Consider the following 18,834-nt stretch of genomic DNA (forward strand, 5'->3'; position numbering starts at 1 on the left):
TTATGCCTCGACCTTATAGCCGACGCCCCATACAGTTTGGATTACTTCCTCGCCTTCAGTTGCCTTTTGGATCTTATCACGCAAGTGTGATACATGGACCATTACAGTTTTAGCAGAAACAACTGATTCTTGTTGCCAAACTCGTTCAAAAATTTCATCTGCACTAAAGACGCGATTTGGATGACTCGCTAGCAAATATAAAATACCAAATTCCAATGCTGTTAACTGAATGTCTTTACCAGCTAAAGTTTTTACTTCATGTGAATCACGATTGATAACTAATGGTCCGATTTCTAGGACATCTGGTTTATCACTAGTTACTTGCTTTTGGCTGCGGCGCAATAATGAGCGCACTCTAGCCATTACTTCTAGTGGATTAAATGGTTTTGATACATAGTCATCAGCACCAGTGATTAGGCCTTGGATCTTGTCCATATCACCAGTTTTGGCAGAAACCACAATAATTGGAATATCAGAATCTTTTCTAATTTCTTTGATTACATCAATTCCTGACATATGAGGCATCATGATATCTAAGATCATTAAGTCAATATTTGGATTAGTTGATAGCTTAGTTAAGGCCTCTTTGCCACTATAAGCATCAATTGGTTCATAGCCTTCGTTTTTTAAATAGATATTCAATAATTCAACAATTTCTTTATCATCATCAACAACTAGGATTTTCATATAATATATCGTCCTTTATTAAAATCTTATTTTTGTTTACTAAGTATATTGTATCTAATAATACAAAAAGTGCATGTATTGAATACATGCACTTTTAATTTTCTTAAAATTATTCCAATTCTTTTTTGCCAGTATATAGTTCGTAATAGTAACCTTTTTTGGCAAGTAATTGTTCATGATTACCAGATTCAATAATTTGTCCATGATCTAATACTAAGATCAAATCTGAATTAACAATTGTTGAAAGTCTGTGAGCAATTACAAAACTAGTTCTACCAGCAAGTAAATTATCCATCCCCGCTTGAACCATACGCTCAGTTCTAGTGTCAATGCTTGAAGTAGCTTCATCTAGGATCATTACTGGCTTATCTGCAATCATTGCTCGAGCAATTGAGATTAGTTGCATTTGACCTTGAGATAAATCTCCACCTGCACCATCAATTTGAGTGTCATAGCCATCATCTAGTTCATGAATGAATTCATCAGCATGGGCTAATCTTGCTGCTTGATATACATCATCATCACTTGCTTGCAAATTACCAAAACGAATATTTTCCATAATGGTTCCTGTAAACAAATGAGTATCTTGCAAAACTACTGATACAGATTCACGCAGAGAATCTTTTGCAATGTTATCGATATTTATACCATCGTAAATAATTTTTCCTGAACTAATATCATAAAAGCGATTAATCATACTTGAAATTGTCGTTTTACCAGCACCAGTTTCACCAACTAATGCAACTTTCATCCCAGGCTTGGCATCTAAACTAATATTATGTAAGATCTGTTGACCAGGAACATAACCGAAGTTAACATTTTCAAATTGAATATGTCCTTTAACAGGAACTTTGTTAACCTGACCATCTTTAGTTGGTTCAAGCCATAACCAGCTGCCCTTTACACTAGAATCTTTTTCAATGGTAACTATTCCTTGGTCGATCTCTTTTGCTTGATCAAGTAAATTGAAGATTCTGTTTGCCCCAGCTAAAGCTAAAACAATTGAGTTTAATTGTTGTGAAATTTGGGCAATTGGTTGTGAAAATGATTTTGACAATTGCAAAAATGATGCCACAGCACCTAATGTTAATGCAAGTGGAGCCATGAACATACCACCAACTAAGGCAATTAAAACATATAACAAGTTACCCATATTACCCATAATTGGGAACAAGATAGTTGCAAAGGTGTTAGCTTTACCAGAAGCTATCCTTAATTCTTCATTATATTTTTCAAAGCCCTCTTTAGTTTCAGGTTCATGGGAAAAGACCTTGATGACTTTTAGTCCACTTAGCATTTCTTCATTATAACCATTCATTTCACCTAGTTTTTGCTGTTGCAAGTTAAAGTACTTACCAGATTGTGTAGTCAAATAACGCACAATCCCTCCAGATAAAGCAAAAATGATGAATGAAAATAAAGTTAATTGCCAGCTCAAACTAAACATAGCAACCACAACAAATACCAAGCTTAATGTTGAATTGACAAAGTTGGGAATTGATTGTGAGATCATCTGCATTAATGTATCAATATCATTAGTATAGCGACTCATAATATCACCATATTCATTATTGTCAAAATATGATATTGGTAAATGTTGCATGTGGATAAACATATCATTTCTGATATTACGCTGCACTTTTTGAGATAAAATCATCATCAAAATAGTAAATAAATAATTAGCTATAACCCCAATTAAATAAATTCCTGCCATAAACAAGATTGCATGAATTAATGGTGCAAAATTGGTGCTATGTGCTTTAACCATTGGAGTGATATAGCGGTCAATTAATTGTTCAATAAATAATGACCCATAAACTGCAGCCCCTGCACTTAAAATAATAGCCAACATTGAGATAGGAAAAGCAACAGGTCCTGTCTTCATAACATATTTCAATAATCGACTTAAAGTTCGCCCATTAAATTTCTTTGGAGCGATATTTTTTGATTGATCCATTACTTTTCACCTACTTTCTGTTTTCTTCTTGGAACTTAGCAATTGAACTATATAATTCATTGCGTTTCATTAATTCATCATGAGTGCCAATGTCTTGAATCTTACCATGATCCATAACAATGATTCTGTCAGCATCTTTAATTGACACAATTCTTTGCGAAATAATGATCTTAGTAGTGTCTGGCATATCATGTGATAATGAAGCTCTAATTTCACTTTCAGTCTTGGTATCAACTGCAGAAGTAGAATCATCTAAGATCAAGATCTTAGGGTCTTTTAATAAGGCTCTAGCAATTGTGATTCTTTGCTTTTGACCACCTGATAGACTAGTACCACCTTGGGCAATCATAGTGTCATAACCATCTTGCATTTCACTAATAAAACCATCTGCGTGAGCTACTTTTGCTGCAGCAATGATTTGTTCATCAGTTGCGTTTTCATTCCCCCATTTCAAGTTATCTTTAATAGTTCCTGAAAACAGTACGTTCTTTTGTAAAACCATCGCAACTTTGTCACGTAGTGCTTTTAGATCATAACTTTTTACATTATGGCCAGCTACTCGAACAGCACCACCTGTAACGTCATATAATCTTGGAATCATTGAAACTAAAGTTGATTTTGATGAACCAGTTTCACCAATAATACCAATTGTTTCACCAGATTTAATGCGTAAGTTAATGTCATTTAAGGCATTATAGTGTGCTGCTTTTTCATATTTGAAGTAAACATGGTCAAAGACAATTTCACCATTATTAACTTCCATAACCGGCTCTTTTGGATCGCTAATTGTTGGCTTTTCTGCGATAACTGCAGCCACACGCTTAGCTGAAGCTTGTGAAATAGTCAATTGAGTAAAGATCATTGCTAAAATACTCAATCCAAACAATACTGAATTAGAATATGAAAACATTGATACTAATTGACCAGTTTGCATTGTGCCACCGATAATAAATTTGGCACCAAACCATGAAATCAGTAACATTGATGTATCAATCACTAACATCATTACAGGTCCATTTAATGCCATAATTTTTAATGCTTTAGTAAATAACTTATAGATGTGATTTGAAGCTTTTTCAAATACTCCAATTTGTTCTTTTTCATGAACATAAGTTTTAACTTCGCGAATTCCACGAACATTTTCACGGACAACCTGATTTAATCGGTCATATCCTTTAAAAATTCTTGGGAAATAAGGAAAAGCATTTCTAATTATAGTAATAAATATTACTGCTAAAATAGGTGCTAAAATTACGAAAATCAATGCTAATTTAGCATTTACAATAAATGACATGATGATTGAGAATATCAACATTAACGGTGCTCTTACCGCAATTCTGATACTCATTTGATATGCATTTTGGATATTGGCAACATCAGTAGTCAGTCTAGTTACTAAACTTGAACTAGAAAATTTATCAATGTTTTCAAACGAGAAGTCTTGCATGTGATTAAACATATCTTTACGCAAATTAGCCGCAAAACCAGCTGCTGCCATTGATGATACATAACTTGCTGAAGCTCCTAATATTAATGAGATGACTGTCATTACAAGTAAAAACGAACCTATTTTAACAATGTAATGCATGTCTTGTTTCATGATTCCATTATCAATCAAAATACCCATTAAGTAAGGAATGAACATTTCAATGAACACTTCTACTGCTACTAATAATGGTGACAATAATGTGAATCCTTTATATTGTCTTACAGACTTTAAAAGACTTTTTACCATATGAGCCCCCTTCTATAATTAACCAAAATAAAATAGACGTTCTATATTGATCGTCTATTTATATAATGTTATTCCAACTATTCTACTACTTTTTTGTAAGTTAATCACGTGTTTTATTTTGCAATCCTGGATTTAATGCAGAAGTTGTTACATGATAATACCCTCTAAACCAGTGTCTGAATGCAAATGCAACCGCTGCAATAACTAATTCAGCCCATGCTGGCAATACTGGATTTACTGGTGCCATGATTTTTAGTGACAATAATGTAATCCAACCAAATAATGCGGCTACTATAACAACTCCTCCTAAGATTATTAATAGTAGTGATGGGCGCTGTCCGTTCATTAATAAGTCATTATAGTAAGTCATTAATACTCCAAAGATTGCCCCTACTGAAAACAATGTCAAAATTCCCATCTGGCTATTATTTTTTTGATTAGTAAATAAAGTAGTGATCCCAACAATCGCAGTAAAAATCGCTAAATATAATAATGCATTATCAACTGCTCTTTGCCAAAACTTAGTTGGTTCTACCTTTTTAACTGGATTTAACATAGTGTCAGCTTTTTCTAGTGGTGACATCTTATATAAAGTACTTGCTGGAATCCCTTTGCTTTGAGCAATCATAATTTCAACTAATAATGAATCAACCATTTCTTTTGCTTTTGCAGGAGATTCTTTTTCTTGCAAAGCTTTTTCTAAGCGAAAAATATAATCATTATTTTTATTGCTCAAATTAGAACGCAAAGATTTACTATCTTGGCTTTCAATTTCTGAAACTTTTGCTTCCTGATCAGTTTGCTTTTTTAATTTTTCCTGTTGCTTTTTGCTTACTTGTTTATTTTTTTCTTGTGGATCCATTTAATAGCTCCTAAACATTAAATCTAAATTCAATAATATCGCCATCTTGAACTACATAATCTTTTCCTTCAAGACGCAAACGACCAGCTTCTTTAACTTTTTGTAAGGTTTCATATTTGTCTAAATCATCAAATGAAACAACTTCTGCACGAATAAATCCACGCTCAAAATCAGAGTGAATTACACCTGCAACTTGTGGAGCCTTCATCCCTTCATGGAATGTCCATGCTCTTGTTTCAGGTCCACCTGCTGTAAAGAATGTTCTAAGTCCCAAGATATGGTAAGCAGCTTTAATCAAGCGATCTAGTCCTGATTCTTCTACCCCTTCCATTTCTAAGAATTCTTTTCTTTCATCTTCATCCATTGAAGCAATTTCTTCTTCAGTTGCGGCACTAATACCTAAGGCTTCTGCACCTTCTGCTTGCGCATGTTTTTTTACAATTTGATAATATTTATCACTTTCTGGATCAGCCATAGAGCTTTCTGCGATATTTGCAACATAGATTACTGGCTTAGAAGTTAATAAAAATAACCCTTTAACTATTTTTTGTTCATCTTCATTGAAGTCAATTGATCTAGCAGATCCACCTTCTTCAAGCACTGGTTGCAATTTTTCCAAAACTGCCATTTCTGCTTTAGCTTCTTTATCACCTTGTTGGGCTACTTTTTTAACCTTATTAATTCGGCGATTAACTGCATCTAAATCTGCAATCGCTAATTCTAAATTAATTGTATTGATATCTTCTTCTGGATCGACTTTTCCTGTAACAGAAGTAATATTGTCATCATCAAAGGCACGTACAACGTGGATAATAGCGTCTGTTTGGCGGATGTTTTCCAAGAATTTATTTCCTAATCCTTCACCTTTTGATGCACCTTTAACTAATCCTGCAATATCAGTAAATTCAAAAGTAGTATGTACAATTTTTTTAGCAGGGATTAATTCTTGAATTCTTGCTAATCTGCTATCAGGGACTTCTACCATCCCTACATTAGGCTCAATTGTCGCAAATGGATAATTTGCCATCTCAGCTCCTGCCTTTGTGATTGCGTTAAATAACGTGGATTTACCAACATTTGGTAATCCAACAATTCCTGCAGTTAATGCCATTAAAAAACTCTCCTTTTGTTATTCAAAATTTGGTCGAGCAATTTGATCTACTGGAACATAATACTCCAATTTTTTATTAGCTGGATCATTTGCTTTGGTCAAAACTTTTTTTAGTTTTTTGTTAAATTCTGCTCTGGGCATCATGATTAAATGGTTGCAACCCATGCACTTTAACTTAATATCAGCCCCAACTCTCATGACTTCCCAGTCATTTGTTTTACAAGCATGGGGCTTTTTCATCAAGACAGTATCTCCTAAAGATACTTGCTTTTGATTATTAATCATCTAAATCAATTCCCAACAATTCTAATATTCTATTCAGATCTTGAACATTCATAAAGTCAATTGCCAAATGACCCTTGCCTTTTTTGTTTTCCATAATTGAAACAGAAGTGCCAAACTTGTCAGCTAATTTATTTTCACTCGCCTTGATAAATGGTGATTTATTGTTAGTTTTTACAGAAGAATTATTATTATGGTTGTTCATTTGATTAACCATCTCTTCTAGCTTTCTAACTGGGATATTTTCTTTAACTACTTTTTTGGCTAAAGGGTCAATCTTGTCTTTATCTTTTAATCCAAGTAGCGTTCTTGCTTGTCCCATTGATAAATCACCATGTTGCAACAAACGCTTAGTTTTTTGAGGTAGAGTCAATAATCTTAGATAGTTAGCAATATATGGGCGAGATTTTCCCATGCGCTTAGCAACTTCTTCTTGGGTAATACCGAGGTTTTTTTGGAGCATTTCATATGCTTGTGCTTCTTCTAGTGGAGATAAATCTTCACGTTGCAAGTTTTCAAGCACTGCAACTTCCATCATTTGAGCTTCGTCGAATTTTCTAACGATTGCCGGAATAGATTGCTTTTTAGCTAATTTAGAAGCACGAAAACGCCGCTCCCCTGCAATAATTTCATAGCCATTGACAGATTTTCTAACGATGATTGGCTGAAAGACTCCATTTTCTTTAATTGATTCGGATAATTCTTTTAAGCTTTTATCATCAAAGGACTTTCTTGGTTGATAAGGATTAGGGCGAATATCTTTTAAATCTAATTCTTCGATTTCTTCAGTCTGTTCAACTGGAGAATCATCAAATAAGGCTTCAATTCCACGACCTAACCCGCCTTTTTTTCTTAATTCGTTATTTTTTGAGTCTCTTGCCATGGTTTTTAAGCACCTCTTTAGCTAAATCATCATATACTTTTGCACCACGAGAATTAGGTGCATATTCACTAATTGGTTGTCCATAACTTGGAGCTTCTGCCAATTTGGTAATTCTAGGAATGATTGTCTTGTATACTTTCTTTGCAAAATATGATTGAACTTCCTTAACAACTTCAGCTCCTAGATTAGTTCTTGCATCTAGCATTGTTAATAACACCCCTTCAACACCTAAATTGGTGTTAAAGTGCTTTTGCACTAATCTAATTGTATTGAGCAATTGACTAAGCCCTTCCATTGCATAGTATTCACTTTGGACCGGAATCAAAATTGAATTAGAAGCAGTAAATGCATTAATTGAAAGCTGTCCTAAAGAGGGTGGACAATCAATAAATATGAAATCATAATCTTTTTCTACTTCTTGCAAGGCTAGTTTTAACCTAGTTTCACGAGCCATCATACTGATAAGCTCAGTTTCAGCACCAGATAGATTAATTGTTGCTGGAACCATGTCTAATCTTTTAGTTGAAGTATGATGAATTGTTGCCTTGATTGGAATTTCATCAACCAAAACATTATAAATATCTTTGTTAATTGAAGATTTTTCAATCCCCAACCCAGATGTCGCATTTCCTTGCGGATCAATATCTACTATTAAGACCTTATATCCGCGATTAGCAATGCTTGCTGCTAAGTTAATGGTGGTAGTTGTTTTACCAACGCCACCTTTTTGATTAGCAACAGAAATAATATCAACCATTAACAAAACCGTCTACTTTCTGTGTAACTCAATCGTAATCTTATATTCATCAGGACTGTTGTCTTCTTGATATTTGACTTGAATGCCTGAATCTTTTGCCAATTTAATTGCTTTTTTTATAGTATTAATTTGGACTTTTAGATCACCTGAGGTTTTTGCTAGAGCCTTTTTAGTTGTTGGCTTAGCATATTTTTTCTTCAAATATTCATCAAAATTCTGAACCATGTCTTCTGTTTGCTTAACATTTAACTTATCATCCAGAATCTCTTTTAATGCTAATTCTTGCTTTTCAATGGGCAAACTGAGCAGCGCTCTACCATGGCGCGGCGTGATTTCACCACTAACTAGATAGCTTTGCACACTAGGGCTTAGTTTTAATAAGCGCAATTTATTTGCGACATAAGGTTGAGATTTCCCTACGCTTTTGGCAAGAGTTTTTTGAGTTAGATTATTTAACTTCATTAAATTAGCATAAGCATTTGCTTCATCGATGGGGTTAAGATTTTCTCGTTGCAAGTTTTCAATTAATGCTAGACTTGCTGCTTTATTGTCATCAATTTTTTGCACAATTGCAGGGATTGTGTCGTGCCCCAATGACTCAACTGCGCGATACCTACGCTCTCCTGCAACGATTTCATATTTATCATCGACTTCACGCAAGACAATTGGCTGTAATAAGCCATCATTATCAATAGTTCGAGCTAATTCTTGGATCGATTGGTCAGTAAACTTTCTTCTTGGCTGATTTTTGTTTGGGACAATTTCAGATAATGGAATATCTTGAATTTGTTTATCCTTAGGGATTTCTGGTCGGCGACTAAAAAAGAATGCCACGATAATTCACCTCTAATTATTCAATTGGTTGTTTTTTGGGAGTGCCCGCTTGACGGGGGTATTTTTTAGGAGTGGGCTTTATTTTCGTAATTAACACTAATGTCCTTAACTCATCACTTTCAGGTAGCTCCAATTCTTTAACATCATCTATTTGCCCACCTAATGTCGTAATGGCTTTTTTAGCATCTACTAACTCTTGACCTGCCTTTGGACCTTTTAATGCAAAAAAATGTCCATCTTGTCTAACTAATGGCAAGCAATATTCACTTAGAGTTGGCATTGGTGCAACTGCACGAGCAGTAACTAAGTCGAATTGTTCGCGATAGTCAGAAGTTTGCCCAATATCTTCTACTCGACCATGGACTAGTTCTAAATCATCCATACCAAGCTTAGATGTTAAATCTAATAAAAACTTCAATCTCTTATTTAGTGAATCTACAATTGTGACTTTTAAATCTGGCAATAAGATCTTAATAGGAAGAGATGGAAATCCAGCCCCTGCTCCAACATCACAGAGAGTCTTTACATTTGTGAAGATATCTCTGAAATATAATAATGGAGTCAAACTATCATAAAAATGCTTTAAATATACATCACTTTCGCTTGTAATTCTAGTTAAGTTAGTATACTTATTAGCAGTAACTAACTCATGATAATATACTTTAAATTGGTTAAGTTGTTTTTCAGATAAAGAAAAACCATTCTGTGCTAATAATTTAGCGAAAAAAATTGGATCCATATTTTCACCCGTGAAACCTTGTTTCACACTATACAATACCTTAAACTAACTTTATTAGCAAAGGTTTACTGACACTTATTTATACTTAATTTATTATGAAATATTTTTAGACAATCGTCAAAAACAAAGGAAGTTTCATCCATGATCGTATCAATCTTAGTTTTATTATACTTAGGTATGCAAACATATAAAGGCTTTAATACAGGCTTTACGCGCAAGATAGTTAATTTGATTTTATCAGCTATTATCTTTGTAATTGCTATTATTTTTCAAAATCCATTGGGTAATTTTTTATACACACAATTCACTGGTCAGCCTGCAGTAAATACCGCAGCAAATGTCGCAAATGCAGCAGTTAATCAAGGAGAGATGATTGCATATAAGTTCGCAGCATTTTTCATAATCTTTTTCATAGGCCGCTTTGTTATTAAGATCTTCAAGCGTTGGATTCCAGAAAAAAAGCGCGACCAATCTTTTTCTAGTATCTTGGACAGCGTATTAGGAGCAATTATTTCATTTTTTGCAGCGTATTTTTTTGCCTTTGTAATTTTATCAATGCTTAATGCTCTGCAGATTCCTTGGTTTATCCAGCAGACTATTAATTCACATTTTATTCACTTTATCATCTACAGCACCCCTGGGCTTTCTAATGGAATCTTCAATAATATCTTCAGCATTAGCCGTACTGCTGGATAAGGTTAGTAGCTATCTTTTAGATAGCTATTTTTTTGACCTTTGGGGAAGTTAGTGAAGACTAATAATAAACTCATAATTAACGTTAAATAGCAATACCACACCCACGGCATGATTGCTACAGGTGACACATGAGCCATACCAGCCGCCACTAATAATTGACCTGCATATGGAATTGCTCCTTGCACGTTAGTCGCATACATTGAAAGAATAGTTGCTACACGAGTTCTAGATAAGTTGAATTTTTGACCAATATCTGTCGCAAGTGGTCCTACAGTAATAATAGCAATAGTGTTATTGGTTGTTGCCAGACACAATAAAATAATTAATAATCCAATCGAAAACTCAGCGCCATGTTTAGTCTTAGTTTTCTTACTCAGTGTATCTAACAACCACTGAATCCCTCCTAAATAATCCATCATCCCAACAACTCCACCTACAAAAATCGCAATAATTGCCATATCTTCCATATTGCCCATGCCTTTTTGCAAATAAGTCATTGAACTAATCAATGTAAAATTACCTTGCATTATACCAATTATGATCCCTGTCGCAACTCCAATTAACAATACTGGCATCACATTCATCCCAATCAGTGATAAAACAATAACCACTAAATAAGGCAAAATATCAATCAAGTTAAATGAATAATTAGTGTTTAGTGCTAGTCCTTTAATTGGATACAGCGATAATAAAACGCAGTTAATCACAATTGCTGGTAGATCATAAATCATATTCAAGATAAATTTTTTGCGCATTAATACATCTTGAGTCTGCACTGCCGCAATTGCTGAAGCTGAAATAAATGAGTTATTATCGCCAAACATCGCTCCACCAACTACTATTCCTGCAAGTAGTGCTGGATTAATCTGCAACTTAAGTGCCACATCAACTGCCACTGGCATTAATGCAGCTATTGTCCCCATAGATGTCCCCATCGCAAAGCTTAAACAGCACGCAATAATAAAGACACCTGGCAAAATTAAGTTTTGCGGCAGAAGAGATAATCCAATATTAGTAATTGATGATACAGCACCCATTTTGGTCGCAATTCCCTGAAATGCCCCAGCCAAAATAAAGATAACTACCATCATCATTAAGTTAGCATCCCCTGCATTTTTGCAAAAAATCATTACCTTTTCTTGCAGAGTTTTTTGTCCATTGGGGCTAGGCAATGTAAATGAAATAATTGCCGCAATAATCATCCCAACTAATAAAGGCATTGAGTCAAAGCTCTTACTAATAATTGAGCTAATCACATATAACACTAAAAATCCAAGTAGTGGAATTAATCCTATAAAGGAACTTTTCTTTTTTTGGTTTTCCATAATCAGTCTTCTTTCACTTCATTAAGTTTAACTGATTATTGACCATAAAAAAACACTCCTTGTTATAAAGCGCGTCAAGTTTTATTTAAGCTGTTTTTTGTAATTTTAAAAAAAGTAATGCAAAACACAACAATGACAGAATGTATACGGTAGTAATACTACCTACATTTCATTTCTGTTATAGTTTCCATTTAAAAGTCTCAAAAAAGAGATAAATTTAGGTGCAAGGTTATCTATTACAATATCATTACCAATATAGATTTTCCTTCTTTTTTTAAAATGCAAAATTCTTAATGAAGGATTTATTTTATATTCATTCATAATACTAAACTCCTCCTTAATTAAAAAATTAGAGCCAAAAGAAATTACAAAAGCTACCACAATACTTAGCTCTATTGGCCAAAAGCTGTGTTTAGCAGGGCTTTTTCATCAATTCTTTAAAAGTTGCTGCCCCAAATTGAATAATTATTGAAATTGCACCAACTATTGTCAAGACCAGCCAGTTAATTTGCGAGTTACTCGTAACTATTAACGCGCCTATAATTAACAATGGAATACTTATTAACAATCCCAAATTAGACAGCTTAGAATTTTTAGTTATTAAATTTGTCATTTTCTTTCCCACTTTTTCTCTTATAATAGTGCTTGTATTATGCAAATCATAAACTGTAAGTAGGTTGTTTACTAAAGATTAGCTTTTATATCAAAAAATCCAGAAATCACAACGACTTCTGGATTATTTATTATTTAACTTGATAAGTATCCTTATCAACATCAAGTAATGGGCTCATCTGACCACTATAAATGATGTCTAGTTTATACATTGCTCTAGATGTAATTGTATAAACTAATTGAGTTTCATCTAGTCGATGATAATTTTTCTTATCACCATTCCACATCACTACCGCATCAAATTCTAATCCTTTAGCTAGATATGATGGTACTACAATCGTCCCTGGTACTAGTCGCTGGTTTACACTACCGATCAAGGTAGCTTTCATCTCGTGTTTTTCCATATAATCAAACACATCACGCGCCTGCTCTAAATCCTTAGTAATGATCGCAGTAGTTAACTTTTTATCATTATTGACATCAAGGATTCGCTGCAATTTTTCATAGCTTTGTTTTTCATTAGCTGCCTTCCAAATCGTTGGCTTTGGGCCTTGGCGGTTAAATGATTCGATCTTTTCGCCTTGGCGCAAGATCTGCTTAGTAAAGTCAGTTAACTGCTTAGTTGAACGATATGACTTAGTTAATTGCACCACAGAAGTTTTTTCTGGATCAAATAAGGTTGATATCTGCTTTAACAAGTCATGGCTTTGATCTTTAGTAAAAATTGACTGATTCAAATCCCCTAACATAGTAAAGCGAGCTCTAGGAAAATTATATTGCAAATAAGCTATCTGAAATGGTGTATAGTCTTGAATTTCATCAATAAAAGCATACCTCATCTCGATATTAGTCCGTCTACCAGTAATTAAGTCATACAAGTATAGATACGCTGAAACGTCCTCAAAATCGATTTTATGAGTAATGAAATTTTGCTTCACATGTTCAATATTTTCTTGCCAATCAACTTCATCAATTCCATATTTTGATAAGTCAACAATCTTAGGCATTGCTCGCAATAAATTTAAATATTGCGCACGTAAATTCAAGAATTGGTTGCGATTAATTCTACGTCCAATTGGCTTTAAATGCTTAACCACAATTTTTTTAGCCAAGAAGTGCTCTTCTTTTGCACTAGAAGCGAATTCTTGATCTGGACGATCATATAACTCATTTAGCTGTTCTTGGCTCATCCCTTCAATCAATTTTGATACCCATGCTTTACGAGTTTCAGGTTCAATCTTATGATTTAAAGAATCAATTAGAGCTTGCTTAGTTGCATCAATTCGATTTGCCAAAGAATAATTTTGATTAAATGAATAATAGATATCCTTAATCTTTTCTTTAGTAAAAAACGGTTTCTTAGGATCTCTGAAGTAGATATTTTTAAATAAAACTCCAGTCTTTGATAAATGCTTAGCATACTTAGTTACTGCATTAAAAAATGCCAAAGAATTCTTAAATTCACTTACCTTTGATGGTGTTTGGTCTTTTTCAAATTGCTCAACTAAGTTTTCGACTTGCATCTTAGGTACTCTGCGAGCAACGAATTGCCAATAAGTCATCTGTACCATGTTTTGTTCGCCCATTTCAGGCAAGACATTTTTGATATAGTCATTAAACAATTGGTTAGGACTGAACATAATCACATCACTGCTATTTAAGTTGCCACGATATCTATATAATAAATATGCAATCCTTTGCAAAATTGCCGAAGTCTTACCAGAACCTGCTGCTCCTTGAACAAACAACAAATCATCTTTAGTATTTCTAATGATTTTATTTTGTTCACGCTGGATTGTAGTCACAATGGACTTCATTTGAGTACTGGATTTTTCACCAAGTACTTCTAATAACATCTGGTCACCAATTGATTCATTAGTATCAAACATGTTGACAATCTTACCATTTTTAATATCAAACTGGCGCTTTTTAGTCATATCAACTTCGCGCTCACCATCTGGTGCATTATAAGTGACTTTACCTAGTTTTCCATCATAATAAATTGATGAAATTGGTGCACGCCAATCATAAATCAAAAAATGATCATCTTTATCAGCAAAAGATCCTAATCCAATATAGATGGTTTCTGGTTGTTCATCTTTTTCTTGAAAATCAACTCGAGCAAAATAAGGACGGCTTTTTAGACGCTTTATTGTCGATAACTGTCTTGCGGCATGTTGCCAAGCATTTTGTCTTTCAGCAAGTAATTGTTGCTGCTGGCGAATAGACAGTGCAGTTTCCATTGAAGTTGAATATCCATCAAAATCTAACTTAACATCATCAAAAAAGTGTGCATTTAAGTTTCTTGCTTCACCTTTAGCAGATTTAATTGATTTAGTTAGTTCAGCTTCTTTGGTTGTAATTAAGTCCAAAACATTATTCAAATGTTTTTGTTCATCTTTTTTTTGTTCTTCAAAATCGGCCAAAAACTATTCCCCCTATAAAAATCTTGGATACTATTTTAGCATATTTTGAAACAACTATCTTATAATTAATTTAAGAAAAGGAGTTAATTATATGAAAAGAATTTACATTGTTCGACATGGACGCACTTATATCAACCGTTACAACAAGATGCAGGGCTGGTGTGATACACCATTAACTGAAGAAGGAATAGATGGTGCAAAAAAAGTTGCGTCTGTTTTAAAAGATGTTCCATTTGATATTGCATTATCTAGTGATACTAAGCGCGCAAGTGATACATGTGATTACATTATTAATCAAAATGTCAATAAAGATATCTTGCAACATCTAACTTCTCCATTTTTTAGAGAACAATTTTATGGATATTTTGAAGGTATGGATTCTGCGATGGCTTGGCGCATGATTGCAGGACCTGTAGGATATAACAACTTGCAAGAATTATTAGCGCATTACACCATGGATGAAATTAAAGACCTAATCAAAGACGCTGATCCTTATCATCAAGCAGAAAATGCTGAACAATATTGGGACAGAATTAATAAGGGCTTTGATATGATCAAGCAAATGGATGGTGCAGAAAATATTTTATTAGTAACCCATGGTTTCACAATTAGAAGCTTAGTTGCCAGATATGGTAATGGAGAATTCGATATTAAAGTTAGTCCAAGAAATAGTTCAATTACCATGATGAATTTGGGTGAAAAGATGAGAATCACTAGTTATAACAAGTTACATCTATAATTAAAAAAGCCGATAACGCAAATTGCGTTATCAGCTTATTTTTTTGCTTTTATCTAACTCCAGCCATTAATTTATTAATTTTTGGAACTAAGAATAATAATAAGATTCCAAATACTACTGTCATTGCCCCAATAACTCCATAATACATAACTTCATTATTTTGAGTATATAATCTAACAAGTTGTGCATTGAAAGCTTGAGACACTGCATCACTCAAAAACCACAAACTCATCATTTGGGATTGGAAAGCTTTAGGAGCAAGCTTAGTTGTGACAGACAGACCAATTGGAGAGATCAACATTTCCCCTACAATTACTAATGCCCAGCTACTAATTAACCACCATGGACTAACACGAGTATTTACTCCATGCATGATCCCAGGAAGCATCATAATCAAAAATGAAGCCCCTGCAAAAAACAATCCAAATGAAAATTTCATTGGTGAACTTGGCTGTCTGCGTCCCATCTTAGTCCAAATCCAGGCAAAAATAGGAACATAAGCCATAATAAACAATGGGTTAACACTTTGGAACCAACTTGCAGGAATGCTGTAGCCAAATAATGATAATCTGGTTTGATTTTCTGCAAATAATGCTAGAACCACTGACCCCTGCTCTTCGATTGACCAAAATAAAACTGCCGCAATAAACAATGGAATATAAGCCACAACTCTAGAGCGTTCTATCTTAGTGGTCTTATCACTATGCAAGAACTTAACAAAATATGCAATAGGAATTGCAACAGAAACAATTGTAATTAATAAAATAAAGTTTTCTACAGTCAAAACTTTAAATAAATACATTAATCCTAAAACTACTACAGTAGCTAGAATGCCCCATAGAGTTTTTCGAATGATATCTTTTTTCTCATCAGGCTTCAATGGATCAATTGGATGTAAGCTATCTTCTGGCAAATACTTTCTACCATCGATTACATATTGCAATAAACCAAAAAACATCCCAATAGCTGCTAATGAAAAGCCTAAGTGAAAGTTAACTTTTTGTCCTAAATATCCAACAGCAAGCGGCGCAATAAAGGCACCTAAGTTAACCCCAAAAACAAAAATGTTGAAACCTGAATCACGTCTAGGGTCATTTTTACCATATAGTGAACCAACCATTTGAGATACATTAGGCTTTAATAATCCAGTACCTAAAACAATTAGCGCAATTGAAGCAAACAAAGCTGTAGGACCAAATGGAGTTGCTAGTACGATATGTCCTAACATAATTAACACTCCACCTACAAAGACAGTCTTGCGACTTCCCCAAATACGGTCACTAACAAAACCACCCAAAACGCCTGATAAGAATACCATAGCACCATAAATGGCCATAATTGATGCGGCTGTAGTTTGTGAAAATCCTAAGCCGCCTTTTTCAATGCTAAAGTACATATAGTACAGCAAGATAGCTCGCATACCATAGTAACTAAAGCGTTCCCACATTTCAGTGAAAAACAGCGTTGACAACCCTCTAGGTTGTCCTAAAAATGAAGTATCCTTATCCTTTTGATGACCCAATAGGTATCACTCCTTCTAACTTATAAAAAGATTAACACAAATTAATTGAAAATTTAGGTTAACAACTAGTATACCTTATTATAAGATTATTTTGAAGTATTGCATTCTTAAAACTATAATTATTATTTTTTAATAGTTACTAATATTGCACTATTGTTAATGCTTAAAATACATATTGACAAATAAAAAAAGCGACCTTAGCCGCTCTCTTATAATTTTGTTATTATTCTGGATATAATTCATTAATTCTATTATCGTCAACTCCCCAAAACCAAGTTACGATAAATCCACCTATATAAGATATTAATAATGCTAATAAAAACTGTAATTGTTGACCAGGTTGCATAATTAACAATCCGAATAATCCAGATACACCTTGTGATACTGCACCTAAGTGAAATAGCGATGCTGTAACTCCACCAAATCCAGCTCCCACACATGCTGTTACAAACGCTCTACCTAATGGAAGAGTTACTGCATACATTAATGGCTCACCAACTCCTAAGATTGCAACAGGAATTGAACTCATTACAATTTTTTTGAAGCGCTTATTTTTACTCTTTAAAAATAATGCTAAGCCAGCCCCTACTTGGCCACCTCCTGCCATCATTAAAATTGGCAATAAGTAGTTAATCCCATGAGTTGGACCCATTGGATCATTAAGCATAACATGAATTGGAGTTAGGGCTTGGTGCAATCCTACTGAAACTAAAGCTAAGAATGTTGATGATAAAATATATCCACCAAACCAGCTTAATTTTGAATAGAAAAAGTCCATCACTACATAAATTATATTGGTCAACCATGCTCCTACTGGTTGCAAAAATACTACCGCAATTAACATACAGATAATTAATGTTAATAAAGGAGTGATAAAAGTATCTAAGATATTTGGCATCCAGCTTCTAATCCAGCGTTCCATATAAGCAATAAAGATTCCAACAAATAATGCTGTTAATAACCCTCCAATACCTGGAGTATATGGTTTATTAGTTAGTGGCATAGATAATGCAAGAGACGATAATGGAAAGCCAACTACACCAGTTAAGTTTAGACAAAAGACTCCACCAATTCCACCTAAAATTGGACTACCTTTGAATTCTTTAGTTGCATTCATCCCTACAAATACAGGCAAAAATGCAAATAGTCCCCAGCCAATGGTCTTAATAGTTGCATACCACCAGTCATTGGCAAACATATTACTAGTTTGGAAGTCAATTACATTAGTAATTCCGTTAACTAATCCTGCAGCAATAATTCCAGGCAATAATGGAATAAAGACATTTGCAATATGTTGCAACCCTCTTTGCAAAGGTTTATCATGTTTTTTCTTATTTGCTTGTTTATTTTTTTTAGCCGTTTGCTTAACTGATTCAAGTGTATCTGCCTCATCTTCTGGGACATTTTTTAATCCAGTTAAATTAGCAAATGCTTGGGCTACTTTAGTAACCTTCCCAGGCCCTAAAACTATCTGGAGTGAATCTGCATCAACTACTCCTAACACACCATCTAATTTTTTCAAATCATCCATGTCAACTAATTTTTGATCTTTAATATCTAATCTAAGTCTAGTCATACAAGAGATATTTGCCTTAACATTGTTTTTGCCACCAACTAGTTGCAAAATCTTTTCAGCAAGTTCTTTATCATTCATTTTGGTTCACTTC

At 33.9% G+C, this 18,834-nt stretch carries 18 protein-coding genes; 2 read left to right on the forward strand and 16 right to left on the reverse strand.

Features of this window, described 5'->3' with window-relative positions; all coding sequences use genetic code 11:
- The 10 genes from croR to rsmG form a co-directional block, all read right to left on the reverse strand.
- On the reverse strand, window positions 1-687 hold the full coding sequence (gene croR / locus AC38BG_RS00970; RefSeq protein WP_489937319.1) for a response regulator transcription factor CroR: 687 nt from the start codon (window positions 685-687) through the stop codon (window positions 1-3).
- Window positions 688-796: 109 nt separating this feature from the next.
- Window positions 797-2,644, reverse strand: a complete 1,848-nt coding sequence (locus tag AC38BG_RS00975; protein ID WP_489937320.1) for an ABC transporter ATP-binding protein — start codon at window positions 2,642-2,644, stop codon at window positions 797-799.
- Between the two features lie 10 nt (window positions 2,645-2,654).
- On the reverse strand, window positions 2,655-4,379 hold the full coding sequence (locus AC38BG_RS00980) for an ABC transporter ATP-binding protein (RefSeq protein WP_489937321.1): 1,725 nt from the start codon (window positions 4,377-4,379) through the stop codon (window positions 2,655-2,657).
- A 100-nt stretch (window positions 4,380-4,479) separates the two neighbouring features.
- Window positions 4,480-5,241: a DUF1129 family protein gene (locus AC38BG_RS00985; protein ID WP_489937322.1), complete on the reverse strand. Its 762-nt coding sequence runs from the start codon at window positions 5,239-5,241 to the stop codon at window positions 4,480-4,482.
- A 10-nt stretch (window positions 5,242-5,251) separates the two neighbouring features.
- Window positions 5,252-6,352, reverse strand: coding sequence for a redox-regulated ATPase YchF (ychF, locus tag AC38BG_RS00990; protein WP_489937323.1), 1,101 nt, complete (start codon window positions 6,350-6,352; stop codon window positions 5,252-5,254).
- Window positions 6,353-6,370: 18 nt separating this feature from the next.
- Window positions 6,371-6,637, reverse strand: coding sequence for a DUF951 domain-containing protein (locus AC38BG_RS00995; RefSeq protein WP_489937324.1), 267 nt, complete (start codon window positions 6,635-6,637; stop codon window positions 6,371-6,373).
- Window positions 6,630-7,517, reverse strand: a complete 888-nt coding sequence (locus AC38BG_RS01000; RefSeq protein ID WP_489937325.1) for a ParB/RepB/Spo0J family partition protein — start codon at window positions 7,515-7,517, stop codon at window positions 6,630-6,632. Before AC38BG_RS01000 ends, AC38BG_RS00995 begins: the two co-directional genes overlap by 8 nt.
- Window positions 7,495-8,274 carry a ParA family protein gene (locus tag AC38BG_RS01005; RefSeq protein ID WP_489937326.1) on the reverse strand — a complete coding sequence of 260 codons (780 nt, stop codon included), beginning with the start codon at window positions 8,272-8,274 and terminating at the stop codon, window positions 7,495-7,497. Before AC38BG_RS01005 ends, AC38BG_RS01000 begins: the two co-directional genes overlap by 23 nt.
- Before the next feature lie 12 nt (window positions 8,275-8,286).
- Window positions 8,287-9,108, reverse strand: coding sequence for a nucleoid occlusion protein (noc, locus tag AC38BG_RS01010; RefSeq protein WP_489937327.1), 822 nt, complete (start codon window positions 9,106-9,108; stop codon window positions 8,287-8,289).
- Between the two features lie 16 nt (window positions 9,109-9,124).
- Window positions 9,125-9,847 carry a 16S rRNA (guanine(527)-N(7))-methyltransferase RsmG gene (gene rsmG / locus AC38BG_RS01015; RefSeq protein WP_489937814.1) on the reverse strand — a complete coding sequence of 241 codons (723 nt, stop codon included), beginning with the start codon at window positions 9,845-9,847 and terminating at the stop codon, window positions 9,125-9,127.
- Between the two features lie 141 nt (window positions 9,848-9,988).
- Between rsmG and AC38BG_RS01020 the strand changes: the two genes are divergently transcribed.
- On the forward strand, window positions 9,989-10,543 hold the full coding sequence (locus AC38BG_RS01020) for a CvpA family protein (RefSeq protein WP_489937328.1): 555 nt from the start codon (window positions 9,989-9,991) through the stop codon (window positions 10,541-10,543).
- A gap of 2 nt (window positions 10,544-10,545) precedes the next feature.
- Here the strand turns inward: AC38BG_RS01020 and AC38BG_RS01025 are convergent, their stop codons facing one another.
- The 4 genes from AC38BG_RS01025 to helD all read right to left on the reverse strand — a co-directional run bounded on the left by AC38BG_RS01025 (window position 10,546) and on the right by helD (window position 14,906).
- On the reverse strand, window positions 10,546-11,868 hold the full coding sequence (locus tag AC38BG_RS01025; RefSeq protein WP_489937329.1) for a Na+/H+ antiporter NhaC family protein: 1,323 nt from the start codon (window positions 11,866-11,868) through the stop codon (window positions 10,546-10,548).
- 162 nt (window positions 11,869-12,030) lie between these two features.
- Window positions 12,031-12,189, reverse strand: coding sequence for a hypothetical protein (locus AC38BG_RS01030; RefSeq protein ID WP_489937330.1), 159 nt, complete (start codon window positions 12,187-12,189; stop codon window positions 12,031-12,033).
- Between the two features lie 91 nt (window positions 12,190-12,280).
- Complete coding sequence (locus tag AC38BG_RS01035) at window positions 12,281-12,481, reverse strand: hypothetical protein (protein ID WP_489937331.1); 201 nt, start codon at window positions 12,479-12,481, stop codon at window positions 12,281-12,283.
- A gap of 130 nt (window positions 12,482-12,611) precedes the next feature.
- Window positions 12,612-14,906 carry an RNA polymerase recycling motor HelD gene (helD, locus tag AC38BG_RS01040; RefSeq protein WP_489937332.1) on the reverse strand — a complete coding sequence of 765 codons (2,295 nt, stop codon included), beginning with the start codon at window positions 14,904-14,906 and terminating at the stop codon, window positions 12,612-12,614.
- Window positions 14,907-14,997: 91 nt separating this feature from the next.
- Between helD and AC38BG_RS01045 the strand changes: the two genes are divergently transcribed.
- Window positions 14,998-15,645, forward strand: coding sequence for a histidine phosphatase family protein (locus AC38BG_RS01045; protein ID WP_489937333.1), 648 nt, complete (start codon window positions 14,998-15,000; stop codon window positions 15,643-15,645).
- A 49-nt stretch (window positions 15,646-15,694) separates the two neighbouring features.
- Here the strand turns inward: AC38BG_RS01045 and AC38BG_RS01050 are convergent, their stop codons facing one another.
- Together AC38BG_RS01050 and AC38BG_RS01055 are read right to left on the reverse strand one after the other, a co-directional pair.
- Window positions 15,695-17,167, reverse strand: coding sequence for a peptide MFS transporter (locus tag AC38BG_RS01050; protein ID WP_489937334.1), 1,473 nt, complete (start codon window positions 17,165-17,167; stop codon window positions 15,695-15,697).
- Between the two features lie 223 nt (window positions 17,168-17,390).
- Window positions 17,391-18,821: a PTS transporter subunit EIIC gene (locus tag AC38BG_RS01055; protein WP_489937335.1), complete on the reverse strand. Its 1,431-nt coding sequence runs from the start codon at window positions 18,819-18,821 to the stop codon at window positions 17,391-17,393.
- Window positions 18,822-18,834: the final 13 nt, after the last annotated feature.

It is taken from the genome of Lactobacillus sp. M44 (assembly GCF_058130005.1).